The sequence below is a fragment of the Bacillus sp. FSL K6-2971 genome (genome assembly GCF_038006405.1).
Classification (GTDB): Bacteria; Bacillota; Bacilli; order Bacillales; family Bacillaceae; genus Bacillus; species Bacillus pumilus.
Genome location: NZ_JBBOVD010000001.1, coordinates 2,371,322 through 2,386,990, shown reverse-complemented (window position 1 = coordinate 2,386,990; position 15,669 = coordinate 2,371,322). Strand labels below are relative to the sequence as shown.

At 41.9% G+C, this 15,669-nt stretch carries 18 protein-coding genes; 17 read left to right on the top strand and 1 reads right to left on the bottom strand.

Going from position 1 to position 15,669, the window contains the following annotated elements; genetic code table 11:
• The first annotated feature begins 98 nt into the window (after window positions 1-98).
• The 10 genes from MHI33_RS12615 to ypjB all read left to right on the top strand — a co-directional run bounded on the left by MHI33_RS12615 (window position 99) and on the right by ypjB (window position 8,898).
• Window positions 99-1,214 carry a prephenate dehydrogenase gene (locus tag MHI33_RS12615; protein WP_106067140.1) on the top strand — a complete coding sequence of 372 codons (1,116 nt, stop codon included), beginning with the start codon at window positions 99-101 and terminating at the stop codon, window positions 1,212-1,214.
• Between the two features lie 10 nt (window positions 1,215-1,224).
• A complete protein-coding gene (gene aroA / locus MHI33_RS12610; RefSeq protein ID WP_106067091.1) occupies window positions 1,225-2,511 on the top strand; it encodes a 3-phosphoshikimate 1-carboxyvinyltransferase in 1,287 nt (428 codons plus the stop codon).
• A gap of 291 nt (window positions 2,512-2,802) precedes the next feature.
• Window positions 2,803-4,074: a tetratricopeptide repeat protein gene (locus MHI33_RS12605; RefSeq protein ID WP_065098301.1), complete on the top strand. Its 1,272-nt coding sequence runs from the start codon at window positions 2,803-2,805 to the stop codon at window positions 4,072-4,074.
• A 75-nt stretch (window positions 4,075-4,149) separates the two neighbouring features.
• Window positions 4,150-4,689 carry a ReoY family proteolytic degradation factor gene (locus tag MHI33_RS12600; RefSeq protein WP_003215573.1) on the top strand — a complete coding sequence of 180 codons (540 nt, stop codon included), beginning with the start codon at window positions 4,150-4,152 and terminating at the stop codon, window positions 4,687-4,689.
• Window positions 4,690-4,750: 61 nt separating this feature from the next.
• Window positions 4,751-5,197: a YpiF family protein gene (locus MHI33_RS12595; protein ID WP_340911733.1), complete on the top strand. Its 447-nt coding sequence runs from the start codon at window positions 4,751-4,753 to the stop codon at window positions 5,195-5,197.
• A 144-nt stretch (window positions 5,198-5,341) separates the two neighbouring features.
• Window positions 5,342-5,848: a ubiquinol-cytochrome c reductase iron-sulfur subunit gene (locus MHI33_RS12590; protein ID WP_007500911.1), complete on the top strand. Its 507-nt coding sequence runs from the start codon at window positions 5,342-5,344 to the stop codon at window positions 5,846-5,848.
• Between the two features lie 2 nt (window positions 5,849-5,850).
• Window positions 5,851-6,525 carry a menaquinol-cytochrome c reductase cytochrome b subunit gene (qcrB, locus tag MHI33_RS12585; RefSeq protein WP_003215804.1) on the top strand — a complete coding sequence of 225 codons (675 nt, stop codon included), beginning with the start codon at window positions 5,851-5,853 and terminating at the stop codon, window positions 6,523-6,525.
• A 42-nt stretch (window positions 6,526-6,567) separates the two neighbouring features.
• Window positions 6,568-7,335, top strand: a complete 768-nt coding sequence (locus MHI33_RS12580; RefSeq protein WP_340911730.1) for a menaquinol-cytochrome c reductase cytochrome b/c subunit — start codon at window positions 6,568-6,570, stop codon at window positions 7,333-7,335.
• Window positions 7,336-7,435: 100 nt separating this feature from the next.
• Window positions 7,436-8,029: a DUF1405 domain-containing protein gene (locus tag MHI33_RS12575; protein ID WP_113387110.1), complete on the top strand. Its 594-nt coding sequence runs from the start codon at window positions 7,436-7,438 to the stop codon at window positions 8,027-8,029.
• Between the two features lie 65 nt (window positions 8,030-8,094).
• On the top strand, window positions 8,095-8,898 hold the full coding sequence (gene ypjB, locus MHI33_RS12570) for a sporulation protein YpjB (RefSeq protein ID WP_106067089.1): 804 nt from the start codon (window positions 8,095-8,097) through the stop codon (window positions 8,896-8,898).
• A 32-nt stretch (window positions 8,899-8,930) separates the two neighbouring features.
• On the opposite strand, the gene MHI33_RS12565 is transcribed toward ypjB, so the two are convergent.
• Complete coding sequence (locus MHI33_RS12565) at window positions 8,931-9,803, bottom strand: YitT family protein (protein ID WP_003215598.1); 873 nt, start codon at window positions 9,801-9,803, stop codon at window positions 8,931-8,933.
• Between the two features lie 137 nt (window positions 9,804-9,940).
• Between MHI33_RS12565 and MHI33_RS12560 the strand changes: the two genes are divergently transcribed.
• The 7 genes from MHI33_RS12560 to MHI33_RS12530 are packed head-to-tail and all read left to right on the top strand — an operon-like array spanning window position 9,941 to window position 15,512.
• Window positions 9,941-10,276 (top strand): nucleotide pyrophosphohydrolase, encoded by a 336-nt coding sequence (locus MHI33_RS12560; protein ID WP_003215805.1) that lies wholly within the window; start codon window positions 9,941-9,943, stop codon window positions 10,274-10,276.
• A gap of 5 nt (window positions 10,277-10,281) precedes the next feature.
• Window positions 10,282-11,085, top strand: coding sequence for a 4-hydroxy-tetrahydrodipicolinate reductase (gene dapB / locus MHI33_RS12555; protein WP_058014826.1), 804 nt, complete (start codon window positions 10,282-10,284; stop codon window positions 11,083-11,085).
• Window positions 11,086-11,102: 17 nt separating this feature from the next.
• Window positions 11,103-11,522, top strand: coding sequence for a methylglyoxal synthase (gene mgsA / locus MHI33_RS12550; RefSeq protein ID WP_050943855.1), 420 nt, complete (start codon window positions 11,103-11,105; stop codon window positions 11,520-11,522).
• Window positions 11,509-12,213: a bacillithiol biosynthesis deacetylase BshB1 gene (gene bshB1, locus MHI33_RS12545; protein WP_050943856.1), complete on the top strand. Its 705-nt coding sequence runs from the start codon at window positions 11,509-11,511 to the stop codon at window positions 12,211-12,213. Before mgsA ends, bshB1 begins: the two co-directional genes overlap by 14 nt.
• Window positions 12,214-12,215: 2 nt before the next feature.
• Window positions 12,216-13,361 (top strand): N-acetyl-alpha-D-glucosaminyl L-malate synthase BshA, encoded by a 1,146-nt coding sequence (gene bshA, locus MHI33_RS12540; RefSeq protein WP_126741098.1) that lies wholly within the window; start codon window positions 12,216-12,218, stop codon window positions 13,359-13,361.
• Window positions 13,354-14,556, top strand: coding sequence for a CCA tRNA nucleotidyltransferase (locus MHI33_RS12535; protein ID WP_340911719.1), 1,203 nt, complete (start codon window positions 13,354-13,356; stop codon window positions 14,554-14,556). Before bshA ends, MHI33_RS12535 begins: the two co-directional genes overlap by 8 nt.
• Window positions 14,529-15,512, top strand: a complete 984-nt coding sequence (locus tag MHI33_RS12530; protein WP_065098294.1) for a biotin--[acetyl-CoA-carboxylase] ligase — start codon at window positions 14,529-14,531, stop codon at window positions 15,510-15,512. Before MHI33_RS12535 ends, MHI33_RS12530 begins: the two co-directional genes overlap by 28 nt.
• Window positions 15,513-15,669: the final 157 nt, after the last annotated feature.

The following is a 15,669-nucleotide window of genomic DNA, read 5'->3' as shown; positions in this document are numbered from 1 at the left end:
ATATCCTTTTACAGGATATGGCTTTCATTGTACCAACCTCATACATATAAGCTGTTGAAATGGCTTTTTTAATTTTCGCGAAAAAACAGGTGATGAACATGAATGATGCAAATGAAACAATATTAATCGCTGGACTTGGTTTAATTGGAGGTTCCATCGCACTGTCGATTAAAAAAGAGTATCCTCATAAAAAAATTGTTGGATACGATGTGTCCAAAGAACAAATGGTTGCAGCAACAAAGCTGGGTATCATTGATTTAGCAGCTGATTCATTTGCGGCAGGTTTGGCTGAATCTGCGACTATTATTTTGGCAACACCAGTTCAGCAAACAGTCAAGATGCTTCGTGATATTGCAAACTCTGGAATTGAGAGAGAGCTCACAATTACCGATGTTGGCAGCACAAAGCAAAAGGTCGTCGATTTTGCTGAAAAAACGCTTCCTAAGCACTATCAATTTATTGGTGGACATCCAATGGCAGGCTCTCACAAGTCAGGTGTTATAGCAGCGAAAGACTTTTTATTTGAAAATGCGTTCTACATTTTAACGCCGGCAAAGGAAACAAACCGCGAGGCTGTTGATCGTTTGAAGGGCTTGTTAAAGGGGACAAATGCTCATTTTATTGAGATGACCCCAGAAGAACATGATGGTGTAACAAGTGTGATTAGTCATTTCCCTCATATTGTTGCAGCCAGCCTTGTGCATCAAGCACATCATTTTGAAGAACAATTCCCACTTGTCAAACGGTTTGCTGCTGGAGGCTTTCGTGACATTACACGTATTGCTTCAAGTAATCCTGCAATGTGGCGAGATATCCTTCTGCACAACAAAAACAAGATTTTAGACCGGTTCCATGAATGGAAAAAAGAGATCGATCGCATTGAGGCCTTTGTACAGCAAGAAGACGCTGAAGGCTTGTTCTCTTATTTTCAAGAGGCAAAGGAATATCGTGATGGACTTCCTCTGAGGAAAAAAGGTGCCATTCCTGCTTTTTATGACCTTTATGTGGATGTTCCAGATCACCCTGGGGTCATTTCGGAGATTACAGGACATTTAGCAAATGAGAGCATCAGTATTACGAATATCCGTATTATTGAAACGCGGGAAGACATTAATGGGATTTTGCGCATTAGTTTTCAAACGGAAGACGACCGTAAACGTGCAGAGATCTGTATAAAAAATAGAGCGAATTACGATACATTTTATGCTGACTGAGGTGACAAAGATGAAAATTCATAAACATGCTCCTATGAATGGAGTCATTCATATTCCAGGTGATAAATCCATTTCTCATCGATCAGTGATGTTTGGAGCAATTGCTGATGGGACGACAGTGGTGAAAAACTTTCTCCCTGGAGCCGACTGTTTAAGTACGATTGATTGTTTTAGAAAAATGGGCGTTGAAATTGAACAAAAAGGGACAGATGTTGTGATCCATGGGAAGGGACTGAAAGAGCTCAAGGAGCCGTCTGACGTCCTCGATGTCGGGAATTCTGGTACAACCATTCGATTAATGATGGGAATATTAGCTGGTTGTGAGTTTCACAGTACACTGATCGGTGATGAGAGTATTGCTAAAAGACCAATGCAGCGAGTAACAGGTCCACTTAAACAACTAGGAGCGAAAATAGATGGCAGAGCAAACGGCGAGTATACGCCGCTTTCTATTCGTGGCGGCCATTTAAAAGGTGTCTCATATGAGTCTCCGGTGGCAAGCGCCCAAATTAAGTCCGCTGTCCTTTTAGCAGGTCTTCAAGCAGAAGGAACAACAACATTAACTGAACCGCATAAATCAAGAGATCATACAGAAAGAATGCTCTCTATGTTTGGTGTGAAACTAGACGAAGATGAACAAAGTGTTTCTATTGAAGGTGGTCAAACATTAAAAGCAACAGATATATTTGTTCCTGGAGACATCTCCTCAGCTGCATTTTTCCTTGTTGCTGGATCTATTGTTCCTAACAGCCGAATTGTCTTAAAAAATGTCGGGCTAAACAAAACAAGAACGGGTATTATTGATGTTCTGAAACTAATGGGTGCGAATCTTGAGATCAATGAAGTAGATGCAAAAGGCGGAGAGCCATATGGCGATTTAACGATCTCTACCTCTTCATTAAAAGGCATCGAAATTTCTGGTGATATGATTTCAAGACTTATCGACGAGATTCCAATTATAGCGCTTCTAGCGACACAAGCAGAGGGAACAACGATCATTAAAGATGCTGCTGAGTTAAAAGTAAAAGAGACCAATCGAATTGATACAGTCGTGTCAGAACTTAAAAAACTAGGTGCTGATATTGAAGCAACAGATGATGGTATGAAGATTCATGGTAAAACCACACTTCAAGGCGGCGCTGTCGTGTCAAGCTACGGAGATCACCGAATCGGTATGATGCTTGGGATTGCCGCATGTATCACAAAGCAAGCTGTTGAGATTGAAGATACAGATGCTGTACGCGTCTCATACCCGAATTTCTTTGAACACATTGAATACTTAACCAAAACAGTCTGAGGATGTCCTCAGGCTTTTTCTTTCCTTTTGCATATTTGTAAGGAATATAGCATAGCTTGTCTCAAGATGAAACCTGGAAAAAAATCATTTTATCTGATCAAAAAATGAATTTCAGGTGTTTTCAGTTTACAAAACTTCCGTTTCGTAAAGGATGAAATGAAAACCAGTCTTTAAAACACAAAAATGGGTTCATTTTAAAAGTGCAACATATTTGCTGGATGAGTACCTGTCGATTATGATATGAAGTAACAATAGTTTAGGTTTTTGGAAAACAGAAAGGAACGGTTTGATTTGAATAGTTCATTACAAGAAGCCATAAAATTAGTTGAGGCGGGTGAGACTGAAAAAGGACTTCAAACACTTGCTCAGGCAGAAAAGCATTTGCATGATGAAGAAAAGGCGCAGGCAGCTCAGTTATATTATGATTGGGGAGATATCGATAAAGCGAGAAATCTCATCAGTGATTTACATGATTTATATCCAGAGGAAACAGGGTTAACATGTTTTTATGCAGAACTGCTGATTGACTCTGATGAAGAAGAAAAGGCGATTTCGGTATTAGAGACGATTCCTGAAGATGATGATGCCTATCCAGAAAGCCTACTGTTAATGGCAGATTTGTATCAAATGCAAGGACTATTTGAAGTCAGTGAACAAAAGCTCTTAAAAGCAAAAGAGATGCTTCCGAATGAAGCCATTATTGATTTTGCGTTAGGTGAATTGTATTTTTCTCAAGGTCTTTCAAAGAAAGCGGCCGACTATTTCTACAAGGTCGCAGATCAACAACATGAGGTTGGCGGCGTCAATGTTTATCAGAGGCTCGCTGAATCACTCAGCACAGCTGGAGAATTTGAAGATGCGCTTGAATGGTACGAAAAGGCAGTGAAAGGTCAAACAGATCCGAATACACTTTTTGGCTACGGATTTACAGCGATGAGGGCTGGTCGAACGAAAACAGCCATTCAGCAGCTTTCAGAACTAAAAGATATTGATCCATCTTATTCGTCTCTATATATGCCTTTAGCGAAAAGTTATGAGGAAGAAGGACTATATCACGAGGCTTTAGAGGTAGTAAAAGAGGGTATTAAAATTGATGAGTATAACAAAGAATTATATTTATATGGTGCAAAGATTGACTTGAAAAATGGGGATTCAGAAGATGCGAAAAAGCTACTTCAAGAAGCACTTGCTCTTGATCCGGGATATATTGAAGCGATTCAAACATTGCTCGCGATCTATTTAAATGAAGAGCTTTTTGATGAAATTTTGGATGTCATAAAAGAGGTTAAAAGCTTTGGGGAAGATGATCCAAAATGGAATTGGTATGCTGCATCTGCATCTGTTGGACGAGAAGAATACAAAGAAGCAGCTGAGTACTTCAAGCTGGCTCTGCCTGATTTTGATGAGGAACGTGACTTTTTATATGAATACGCATCGTTCCTTTTAGAAGAAGGCAGACAAAAAGAAGCATTGCCGCTATTACGCAAAGTTCTTCAGAAAGATGGCACGAATGAAGAAATCGAAGAAACGATTTTAAGAATTGAAGACGAAATTTCCTTATAGTTTGCAGGAATGAAGAACTGGTTTGTTGAATAATTCATGTATAGCAATTTAATTTACGATAGAGGAGGGAATAACATGCAGACCCCTGTTTCTGTCAATGAAAAGAAGGAATTCATCCGGTGGTTTTTAAACCATTATCAGTTAAAGCGAAGAGAGTGTGTTTGGATATTAAATTATTTAATGAGTCACGACTCTTTGATGGAAAAGGTTCATTTTGTAGAGCAAGCAGAATTTTGCCCAAGGGGAATCATTATGTCAACACACTGTGTGGATGAAGTTCCCTTTAGATTTTATAAAGAGAATATCATGACGACAGATGCTGAAAAGTCATTCCATGATATTCGTTTGAATAAACAGCAAGATTTGTTTATTCAATTGAATTTCCGTTCTGCTTATCGTTCGCCGGAATATGCAGCTGTGCTTGAAACAAATCCTCATATTCCAAAGGATCTTTATGAGAACGAAAAAGATAAGGATCTTGCGGAGAAAGTGCTTGAACACTCGATCGCAACTTTCCAAAAAGAACGACTTATGAAAGAGATAGATGAAGCACTTGACCGTCATGATCAAGAAACATTTAATAAGTTAGCAAGAGAATTAAGCCTATTGTCATAAACTGAACGAATAAGCCTTGCCCTATCCAGGCAGGGCTTATGTCATGAAAGAGGGGAAATAGATGAAGTTTCAAGCGGAGGATGCAGATCGCTTTTTGCAATCTAGAGATTACATTGATACCGCTATCATTCCATTAGTTGGAATAGATGTGAATCAAATCAAACAAACCGTATCTTTAGGGGAGTTTACCATTCTTGTAACAGAGGAACTTGAAAGACAGCTGAAAGGGCGGGTCTTTCTTTTTCCACCACATACATATGTAGAAGCCAATGACCGAAAACTAGAAGACATCTTCACGATGAAGCAGTCGCTAGAAGATCATTTTCAGCATGTTGTGTTGATCTCATCTGATCACCAACGGAAAGAGCATGCGGCGGTTAGTGAATCACTATTTTTGTTAAAGGCGGTTCCGCTCGAGCATTTAAAGGTAGAATTAAAGCAAAAAATTGTTCAAGACAGTGTAGAACAAATTTTGAACTTTTTGTTACAAAAGTGGAACCCTTCATAAAAACCCTTACATTTGCATTGTACATAGCTTTTTAGGCTGTTGACCTTGTGAATAGATTGATATATTATGAGGGTGTCCTAGTTTTATGAAATTTTTTCTAATTCAGTTATAAAGTAGCTGACGACCTGAGGGGGGGAGAAAAAAATGAGCGAGAAGAGACATGGAGTGTCCAGACGTCAATTTTTGAATTACACGTTGACCGGCGTGGGGGGATTTATGGCCGCTGGAATGCTCATGCCTATGGTTCGCTTTGCGCTTGACCCTGTGCTAAAAGGAACAGAGGATCAGGATATGGTTCAAGTTGTCAGTGTAGATGAACTGACGAAGGAACCGAAGCGCTTTGACTTTAAAATTGATCAAGTAGATGCATGGTATGAGTCAAAGGAATCTAGGTCAGCATGGGTGTACAAAGAAGGGGATGAAATTGTCGCTTTATCGCCTATCTGTAAACATTTAGGATGTACAGTGAACTGGAACAGTGATCCGAAAAATCCAAACAAATTTTTCTGCCCATGCCACTATGGGCTGTACGACAAGGATGGTACAAACGTACCCGGAACTCCGCCACTTGCACCGCTTGACCATTATAAGCAGCAAGTGAAGGACGGATACCTCTATCTTGGAAAAGCTGTGCCGAAAGGGGAAGGGTAACGATGCTTAACAAGATTTATGATTGGGTAGATGAGCGGCTAGACATTACACCAATATGGAGAGATATTGCGGATCATGAGGTGCCAGAGCATGTCAATCCAGCACATCATTTCTCCGCTTTTGTGTACTGTTTTGGCGGTTTAACGTTTTTTGTGACAGTCATTCAAGTCCTTTCGGGCATGTTTTTAACGATGTATTACGTGCCGGATATTAAAAACGCCTGGGAATCTGTCTATTATTTACAAAATGAAGTGGCATTTGGTCAGATTGTCAGAGGGATGCACCACTGGGGTGCGAGTTTAGTTATTGTCATGATGTTTTTACATACGCTAAGGGTCTTTTTCCAAGGGGCGTATAAAAAGCCTAGAGAGCTCAACTGGATTGTTGGTGTGCTCATTTTCTTTGTGATGCTTGGACTTGGTTTTACAGGTTATCTCTTGCCATGGGATATGAAGGCGCTATTTGCAACGAAGGTTGGTCTTCAAATTGCAGAAGCGACGCCTTTCATTGGTAAAGAGATCAAAACGCTGCTTGCAGGTCATCCTGACATTGTAGGGGCACAAACGCTGACGAGATTTTTCGCTATCCATGTCTTTTTCTTGCCAGCGGCATTATTTGGGCTGATGGCTGCCCACTTTATTATGATTCGTAAGCAAGGAATTTCTGGACCGCTATAAAAAATTTGCGTTTGATGAATGTTCAATGAGGAGGGGATGACTTTGCATAGGGGAAAAGGGATGAAGTTTGTCGGAGACTCTAGAATTCCGGCAGAAAGAAAACCTAACATACCTAAAGACTATTCCGAATATCCGGGAAAAACAGAAGCCTTTTGGCCGAACTTTCTTTTAAAGGAATGGCTTGTAGGTGCCGTTTTTTTAATTGGATTTCTTGTCCTAACTGTGGTTCATGCACCTCCGCTTGAGCGGATGGCTGATCCAACAGATACCGGCTATATTCCGCTGCCAGACTGGTATTTCTTATTCTTGTACCAGTTATTAAAATATGAATTTGCTGCAGGTGGCTATACGGTAGTTGGTGCGATGATTATGCCTGGGATTGCGTTTGGTGCACTGTTGCTCGCACCATTTCTTGATTCTGGTCCTGAACGCAGACCGTATAGAAGACCGGTTGCAGTGGGGATGATGATCCTTGCAGTCGGCGCAGCAACATATTTAACGTGGGAGTCTGTTGCTACTCATGATTGGGAAGCAGCGGCAAAGCAAGGTGAAATTAAGAAAGAAGCAGAGATTGATACCTCAGCGGAAGAGTATAAAATTTATCAGGAGCAGACATGTATCTCCTGTCACGGGGATAACATGCAGGGCGGAGCAGCCGGGCCGTCACTTGTTGACAATGGTCTTGCACTTGAGGAGATCGCTAAAATCGCTGTTGAAGGTAAAGGCAACATGCCTAAGGGTATCTTTAAAGGCAGCGATGAAGAACTTGAAAAGCTGTCTAAATATTTATCTGAGGTCAAATCTAAATAATTCAGTTGTTTAAATGCAAGTACAAGGATATACTCAAAAGAGAAAAAGCTGGCGCTGTCAGCTTTTTTCTGATTTTAATAGATCGTGAGTGAAGAGACGTATGAGATGGATTCAATATCTGCTAGCCACACGCTATATGCTTGTGCTAGTCTTGATGATCAATTTCCTTGGCACTGTGTACGGCTACTATTGGTATATTCCACAGCTTGTAGAGACGCCGGCTATCTTTTTAGCTTTTGTTCCAGACAGTCCAACGGCAAGCTTTTTCTTTTTATTTGTTCTGCTTGCGTTTTTGATGAAACGAAACGCTCCTTATTTTGAAGCACTTGCCCTCGTGACCTTAATGAAGTATGGGTTATGGGCTGTAGGAATGAATATCTTTGTCCTTTTATCTGTGGATGATTTTCCGTGGGAAGGGTACATGCTGATTGGGTCCCACTTTGCGATGGCGGTTCAAGCCGTATTGTTTGCACCGTATTATCGTTTTAAAATGCGTCATTTGGTGGTAGCTGGCATATGGATTTTACATAACGATGTGATTGATTATGTATTTGGTATGATGCCGCGTTATTCTATGCTGTCTGCCTATACAAACGAGATCGGCTACGTCACGTTTTGGTTAAGCATTGCCGTTCTTCTTGTTTCGTATTATTTCGTCCTATCGAAAAAATCGGTCAAGCTCGAACTCCCTTAACAATCTTGGTCTAACCTTGTCCTTTTCTTCATACGCTGTATGGAGAAAGGCTAGGAGGGACTTGCATGAAACGAAAGCCAATCGCGATGATTCTATTATTTTTTCTCGTATTACAGCCATCTGTTGCCAAAGGCGAGGAAACAGCCGCTAGTGTGCTGCAAGAATTAACGGAACTATCAGATTCAATCTTTCAATTAACGAGACAAGCCAAATATGATGAGGCGTTACAGGTCGCATTGTATGTTGAAAAGACATTTAAAGCTGAGAATTGGCGCGGAACGCTGACAAATACGCAGATTCGGCAAATTACAGTTGGCTATCAAGATATCATAAAAGGGCTGCCGCAGGAAGAATTGAATGAGCGCGAAAAGCTTCGTTATGCCTCTCAGTTTAGAATGCTGCTCGATGCGATCCAGTCAGACTCTGAGCCTCTTTGGGGTTCGCTGGAGAAGCCCATTATGGGGTCTTTTCCTACGTTGAAAAAAGAAGTGAAGGATCCGGAGTCAACGACGTTTTATGAAACTTGGAATGAGCTGGTTTCTTTATACGATATGATCTATCCGAGTTTAACCATTGATGTTTCGCCTGAAAAGCTGCAAACGATTAAGCAGCATATGGAAGTGATTGAGCAAGGTGAATTTTTAAAAGCATCAAGTGGGACAAAGCTTGAGCGCCTCACGAAGCTTGAAGAAGATTTATCGAGTGTGTTTGCCCACGTTGATCAAGATGAGGCTGACCCATCGCTTTTATGGGTCATTTTAACAACAGGAAGCATCATTTTATTAACGTTAACGTATGTTGGATTTCGGAAATACCGTGCTGAAAAAGAGAAGAAGCAAAAGCGACAAGTTGATTATCCGAAATCATAAAAAAAGAAGCACCATTTTTGGGCTTCTTTTTTTTAATGCGGATTGAGCGGCTTTTTGTGTTCATCTAATGTGAAGCCTTCACCAAGCACATCATGCACGTCACTGACGGATACAAACGCATGAGGATCGACTGAGGTCACGACGCTTTTGAGATGGACAAGTTCATTTTTCGGGACGACGCAATAAAGAACGTTGCGTTCCTGTTTTGTATAGGAACCGACCCCTTTTAAAATGGTCACACCCCGCTCCATTTCCTCTGTGATTTTCTTTTGAATGATGTCATCTTTTTCAGATATGATCATGGCGCCTTTGGCTGCGTAAGCGCCTTCTTGCATGAAGTCAATGACTTTCGCAGCAACAAATACTGCGACGAGTGTATACATGGCTTCTTTGTAATTTAAATAAGTAAGAGAAATCGTAATGACGCAAGCGTCGAAGATGAACATTGTTCGTCCCATAGCTACCTGATAATGCTTGTTGATGAGTCTTGCGATGATGTCCACACCGCCGGTAGTACCGCCGAACTTAAAGATGATCCCGAGGCCTGTTCCGATAAACACACCAGCAAAGAGCGCGGCTAGGGCCAAATCGTGCTGGAGAGGCATATGTATTTGAAAGCGCTGGAAAATGGCAAGAAAGACAGAAAGACTGACGGTCCCTACAATTGTATAAGTAAACATGGTTCTGCCGAGCATTTTCCAGCCGATAAAAAAGATCGGAATGTTTAAGACAAGGTTTGAAATGGATGGGTCAATGTGGAATAGAAAATATAAAAGCAGTGTAATACCTGTAAATCCGCCTTCCGCCAAGTTGTTCTGCATATTAAAATGAACAAGACCGAAAGAAAAAATCGCAGATCCTATTAAAATAAAGACGATATTTTTAAGACGAATTTCTTTTAGCAAGAGACCACTCCTTTTTTTGCTTAGACAGCGATAATATTATATGGTATGGGAGAGAAACAAGCAAACTGAGTTTTAAACATTTGTCAAATATTTATGATTTCGCTAACATGTAAGAGATGGATAGGAGGATGAGCTTCATGACGAATGAAAAAACGCTGCGTCACGTGCAGCAAGAAGTAGATGATTACATAGGACAATTTAAAGAAGGCTATTTCAGCCCGCTTGCCATGATGGCCCGTCTGACAGAAGAATTAGGTGAGCTAGCAAGAGAGGTCAACCATTACTATGGAGAAAAGCCGAAAAAAACAACGGAAACAGAAAAAAGCATGGAAGAAGAAATTGGCGATGTTTTGTTTGTGTTAACATGTCTCGCTAATTCACTAGATATATCACTAGAGGAAGCACATGATCGTGTGATGCATAAATTCAATACAAGAGACAAAGACCGCTGGACGAAAAAAGAAGGGAAGTAGAGACGATGACGAACCAAACCATCAAAGTAGTAATCGCTGGAGCAAGAGGAAGAATGGGGATAGAAGCTGTGAAGCTGGCAGAAGAAACGAGCCATTTTGAGCTTGTGGCAGCCCTTGATCACGCGCACGAAGGAAAAAAATTATCTGATGTGATTCATACGACATCTGAGGCGCCGATTTATACAGATATTGATGTGTGTCTTTCAGAGACAGCACCTGATGTATTAATTGATTTGACGACACCAGAAATCGGGAAAGTACATACAAAAAAGGCGCTTGAACATGGCGTGCGTCCAGTTGTCGGAACCACTGGTTTTTCTGAAGCTGACCTGAAAGAGCTACAGCAATTAACAGAAGAAAAGGGCATAGGCTGTATTATTGCGCCAAACTTTGCTGTCGGTGCGGTCTTAATGATGAAGTTTGCCAAAATGGCAGCGAATTACTTTCCTGACGTTGAAATCATTGAGCTTCATCATGATAAAAAACTAGATGCTCCGAGCGGTACTGGGCTTAAAACAGCTGAAATGATTGCAGAAGTCAGAGAAAGCAAAAAGCAAGGACATCCAGAAGAAAAAGAATTAATCGAAGGTGCACGAGGCGCAGATTATGACGGTATCCGTCTGCACAGCGTAAGACTTCCGGGTATGATCGCACATCAAGAAGTACTGTTTGGAATGGACGGACAGACGCTCACCATTCGTCATGATTCTTATAATCGTGCCTCATTTATGTCAGGTGTAAAGCTTTCAGTTGAACAGGTTATGCACATTGATCAGCTCGTCTATGGTTTAGAAAATATCATCGACTAATAAGGAGTGGATTCCTGATGAACATTGCTTTAATCGCTCACGATAAGAAAAAAAGTGACATGATCCAATTTGCCATTGCGTACCGTGATATATTGGCAAATCATACACTTTACGCAACAGGGACAACAGGTTTGAGAGTGAAAGAAGCGACGGGGCTTCCCATTCATCGTTTCCAGTCAGGGCCGCTTGGAGGAGATCAGCAGATTGGTGCTTTAATTGCTGATAATGCAATGGACCTTGTACTCTTTTTTAGAGACCCGCTTACCGCGCAGCCGCATGAACCAGATGTATCTGCACTCATTCGGCTTTGCGATGTGTATACCATTCCACTTGCCACCAATATGGGGACCGCTGAAATTTTAGTCAGGAATTTAAATAAAGGTACGTTTGATTTTCGAGATGTAGCAAAAAACGGAGGAACAAATGAAACGACTTGATATCCTTGCATTCGGAGCCCATAGCGATGATGTAGAGATCGGAATGGGCGGAACGATTGCAAAATACGTAAAAAAAGGGGCGCGTGTCGGGATTTGCGACTTGACCCAGGCCGAATTATCTTCGAATGGAACGGTAGAGAGCCGTAAAGAGGAAGCAAAAGCGGCTGCCGCCATTTTAGGCGTGTCAACGAGAATCCAGCTCACGCTGCCAGACAGAGGGCTTTATTTAAATGACGAAGCAATGAAGGACATTGCGGGCGTGATTCGTACATACAAACCGAAACTAATTTTTGCTCCGCATCACCAAGATCGGCATCCAGATCATGGTCATGCGGGCTCACTTGTAGAAGAGGCTGCTTTTTCGGCAGGTATACATAAATTTGAAGATTCATACAAGCAGCCAGCGCATAAAATAAGTCAGATGTATTATTACATGATTAACGGCCATCATCGTCCAGATTTTGTGATTGATATTTCTGAGGAAATGCACCAAAAGATTGATAGCTTACATGCGTATCAAAGCCAATTTGTGAAATCGGCGCATTCGGTTGAGACACCTCTTGTGAACGGCTATATTGATTTTGTCAAAATGAGAGAGTCTATGTATGGAAGGGAAGTCAATAAAGCTTATGCAGAAGGGTTTATCACAAAGAAACCACTTTTGATCGATGACGACTTACTTGGGGGGTAATTATGAAAAAACTGAAGGTCGGAATCACTTGTTATCCAAGTGTCGGCGGCTCGGGCATTATTGCGACGGAACTTGGAAAACGTTTAGCTGAAAAAGGGCACGATGTTCATTTCATTACCTCAAGTATTCCGTTTAGGCTCAATAAAGTGTATCCGAATATTTATTTTCATGAGGTGAATGTCAATCAATACGCTGTTTTTCAATATCCGCCTTATGACCTTGCATTAGCAAGTAAATTGGCAGAAGTCGCAAAACGAGAGAAGCTTGATATTATTCACGCGCATTATGCGGTGCCTCACGCCGTCTGTGCGTACTTAGCGAAGCAAATGACGGGACACACAGTGAAAGTCGTTACCACGCTTCACGGGACGGATATTACGGTTTTAGGCTATGATCCATCTTTAAAGGAAGTGATTCGATTTGCCATCGAATCATCAGACCGGGTAACAGCTGTGTCGCATTCATTAGCTGCACAGACGTATGATCTGATTAAACCGGATAAAAAAATTGATACGATCCATAATTTCGTCGATGAGCGTGTGTATTTGCGTGAAGATCATGAAGTGCTGAAGAAACATTATGGTCTCATGCAGGACGAAAAGGTCATCATCCATGTATCGAACTTCCGAAAGGTAAAGCGGGTGCATGACGTGATTCATGTCTTTAAAAAGATTTCTGACCAGGTGCATGCAAAGCTGCTGCTGATTGGTGATGGTCCTGAAAAGTCGGTCGTATGCGATCTTGTGAAAAAGCTGGAACTAACTGATCGTGTGTTGTTTTTAGGAAAGCAAGAGAAGGTAGAGGAGCTTTATTCAATTAGTGATTTGAAGCTGCTGCTTTCTGAGAAGGAGAGCTTTGGGCTTGTACTTCTTGAAGCAATGGCCTGCGGTGTCCCTTGTATTGCAACAGATGTTGGCGGAATACCAGAGGTCATTGCACATGGAGAGACAGGATTTCTTGTCCCGCTCGGTGATATAGACGGGGCAGCAAAACATGCGGTGTCGTTACTCAAAGACAAAGCGCTTCATGAGCAAGTGTCAGCGGCGGCCCAGTCTAGCGTTCAAGCCCATTTCTCTTCTGAAAAAATAGTGAGTGAATATGAAGAGCTTTACCTAGAATTGATCGAAGGTGATGATGAACATGAATGAACCATTCACACATGCGATCCCTATTTTACATACACTGCACGAACATGGGCATCAGGCTTACTTTGTCGGCGGAGCAGTGAGAGATGTCCTTTTAGGCAGGGAAATCGGAGATATCGATATAGCAACCGATGCAACGCCTGATATGGTCGAGTCTTTGTTTGAAAAAACAGTTGATGTTGGCAAAGAGCATGGCACTGTCATTGTGTTACATGATGGGATCAGTTATGAGGTGACGACGTTTCGAACTGAATCAGAATATGAAGATTTTCGCAGACCGAAAGAAGTGGCGTTTATCACATCCTTGAAGGAAGATCTTTTAAGAAGAGATTTAACGATCAATGCGATGGCCATGGATATAAATGGGGAGATCATTGACCATGTAGGAGGCAAACAGGATATTGAGCGGAAACGAATTCAAACCGTAGGAGATCCTGCGTGCCGCTTTCAGGAAGATGCGCTTCGTATGATGAGAGCGGTCCGTTTTTTAAGCCAGCTTGGCTTTGAGCTCGCTGCAGAAACGGCTGAAGCAATGGAAAAAGATAAGCACCTCCTTGCCAACATATCCGTTGAACGTAAAAAGATTGAAATGGAAAAGCTTTTAAAAGGCCGTTATTGTGAGCGGGCGATCAAAGTGCTCATTTCTACCAAATTGTATGAAGAATTGCCGGGTCTCAAAAAGGATTGTCTGCAAGAATCCTATCAGTCATTTCCGTATTATTTACTGGATGGACTGGAAGAAGTATGGGGGGCTGTCATCCATTTGCTTGGCTTAGATGAAGCGGAGGCTGTGCTCTTCTTAAAAGAATGGAAGCTGTCAACAAAGCTTTTGAAAGACGCTGTGGCTATTAGTCAATACGTCGATTGTGACTGGGATGCAGAGAAGATGTTTGAGGCTGGTGAACACGTACTCTTATCTAGCTTGAAGATCTCACAGCTAATACATGAGCGTCGCATTTTCTTTGACGAGCTGGAGGCAGCGAAGCGTTCTTATGATGCACTACCGATTAAAACGCTTCAAGACCTCGCTGTTTCAGGAAAAGATTTAATGGCCTTTCGGCAAAAGACATCAGGAAAATGGATCGCAGAAGAGCTTGATTTGGTGAAAAAAGCCGTTCTGCAAAATCATTTAGAAAACCGAAAAGAAGCCATAGAGGAGTGGCTTACAGCATGCGATCAGCAATTAGAAAACGATTAATTGAACTATTTACAGCATCTAGCCAGGATTTTGTCTCGAGTCAGCAAATTTGTGATGAGCTTGGCTGTTCTCGAACGGCTGTCTGGAAGCATATAGAGGACCTCAGAAAAGAGGGGTATGAGGTAGAAGCCGTCAGAAGAAAGGGATATCGTCTGCTACGTAAACCGGACAAAATCAGTGAGGACGAAATTCTGTTTGGTCTAGAAACAGAGAGCTTTGGCAGGCACATTTATTTTCAGAAAGAAGTCGCCTCCACCCAGCTGATTGCCCATGATCTTGTAAATGAAGGTGCGCCCCATGGCACGATCGTGGTCAGTGATCATCAGACAAACGGGAAAGGCCGCCTTCAAAGAACGTGGCATTCACCAAATGGGACAGGCATTTCGATGAGTCTCATTCTACGACCTGAAATTCCGCTGCACAAAGCGCCGCAGATGACGCTTTTGGCATCTGTAGCCATCGCAGAAGCCATTGCAGAGCAAACAGGACTCAGTCCCTCTATTAAATGGCCAAATGATATTTTGTTAAAAGGGAAAAAAGTTGTTGGGATTTTGACTGAATTAAAAGCAGAGGCGGACCAGGTTCATGCGGTGATTATTGGACCGGGCATAAATGTGAACCAAACGGCAGATGACTTTCCGGATGAACTAAAGGATGTCGCCACGAGCCTGCGAATGGAACTGAATGAAAAAGTGGACCGTGCTGCGCTCATCCAACAGATCATGTCCACATTTGAAAAAAGGTATGCTGATTATATGAAGCATGGATTTGCGCCCATTAAACAATTATGGGAATCGTTTGCGATGACGATCGGTCAGCATATTGTAGCCCGCACCGTCAATGGGCAATACACTGGAAAAGCGCTCGGAATCAATGAAGAAGGTGTTTTATTGCTTGAAACGGAGGAAGGGATCCAAAAAATCTACTCCGCAGACATCGAGATCAAGTCAACTTAAGTGGAACACCCGGCACATTTTTGATATACTTCGTGTGGACAGTATCTGAAAAAGAGCTGTACCTGTTAGAAACAAAAATTTGATAAATTTCTGCCTTGATCCTAAGGGACTTGGACAGAGGGATGATTCGCCGCGCATGAGAGTTCAAAACATGTGA

Excerpts from the sequence above, each read along its gene's own strand:
- MHI33_RS12615 (WP_106067140.1), top strand. The coding sequence starts at position 99 with ATGAATGATGCAAATGAAACAATATTAATCGCTGGACTTGGTTTAATT.
- aroA (WP_106067091.1), top strand. The coding sequence starts at position 1,225 with ATGAAAATTCATAAACATGCTCCTATGAATGGAGTCATTCATATTCCA.
- MHI33_RS12600 (WP_003215573.1), top strand. The coding sequence starts at position 4,150 with ATGCAGACCCCTGTTTCTGTCAATGAAAAGAAGGAATTCATCCGGTGG.
- MHI33_RS12595 (WP_340911733.1), top strand. The coding sequence starts at position 4,751 with ATGAAGTTTCAAGCGGAGGATGCAGATCGCTTTTTGCAATCTAGAGAT.
- MHI33_RS12590 (WP_007500911.1), top strand. The coding sequence starts at position 5,342 with ATGAGCGAGAAGAGACATGGAGTGTCCAGACGTCAATTTTTGAATTAC.
- qcrB (WP_003215804.1), top strand. The coding sequence starts at position 5,851 with ATGCTTAACAAGATTTATGATTGGGTAGATGAGCGGCTAGACATTACA.
- MHI33_RS12575 (WP_113387110.1), top strand. The coding sequence starts at position 7,436 with ATGAGATGGATTCAATATCTGCTAGCCACACGCTATATGCTTGTGCTA.
- ypjB (WP_106067089.1), top strand. The coding sequence starts at position 8,095 with ATGAAACGAAAGCCAATCGCGATGATTCTATTATTTTTTCTCGTATTA.
- MHI33_RS12560 (WP_003215805.1), top strand. The coding sequence starts at position 9,941 with ATGACGAATGAAAAAACGCTGCGTCACGTGCAGCAAGAAGTAGATGAT.
- dapB (WP_058014826.1), top strand. The coding sequence starts at position 10,282 with ATGACGAACCAAACCATCAAAGTAGTAATCGCTGGAGCAAGAGGAAGA.
- mgsA (WP_050943855.1), top strand. The coding sequence starts at position 11,103 with ATGAACATTGCTTTAATCGCTCACGATAAGAAAAAAAGTGACATGATC.
- bshB1 (WP_050943856.1), top strand. The coding sequence starts at position 11,509 with ATGAAACGACTTGATATCCTTGCATTCGGAGCCCATAGCGATGATGTA.
- bshA (WP_126741098.1), top strand. The coding sequence starts at position 12,216 with ATGAAAAAACTGAAGGTCGGAATCACTTGTTATCCAAGTGTCGGCGGC.
- MHI33_RS12535 (WP_340911719.1), top strand. The coding sequence starts at position 13,354 with ATGAATGAACCATTCACACATGCGATCCCTATTTTACATACACTGCAC.
- MHI33_RS12530 (WP_065098294.1), top strand. The coding sequence starts at position 14,529 with ATGCGATCAGCAATTAGAAAACGATTAATTGAACTATTTACAGCATCT.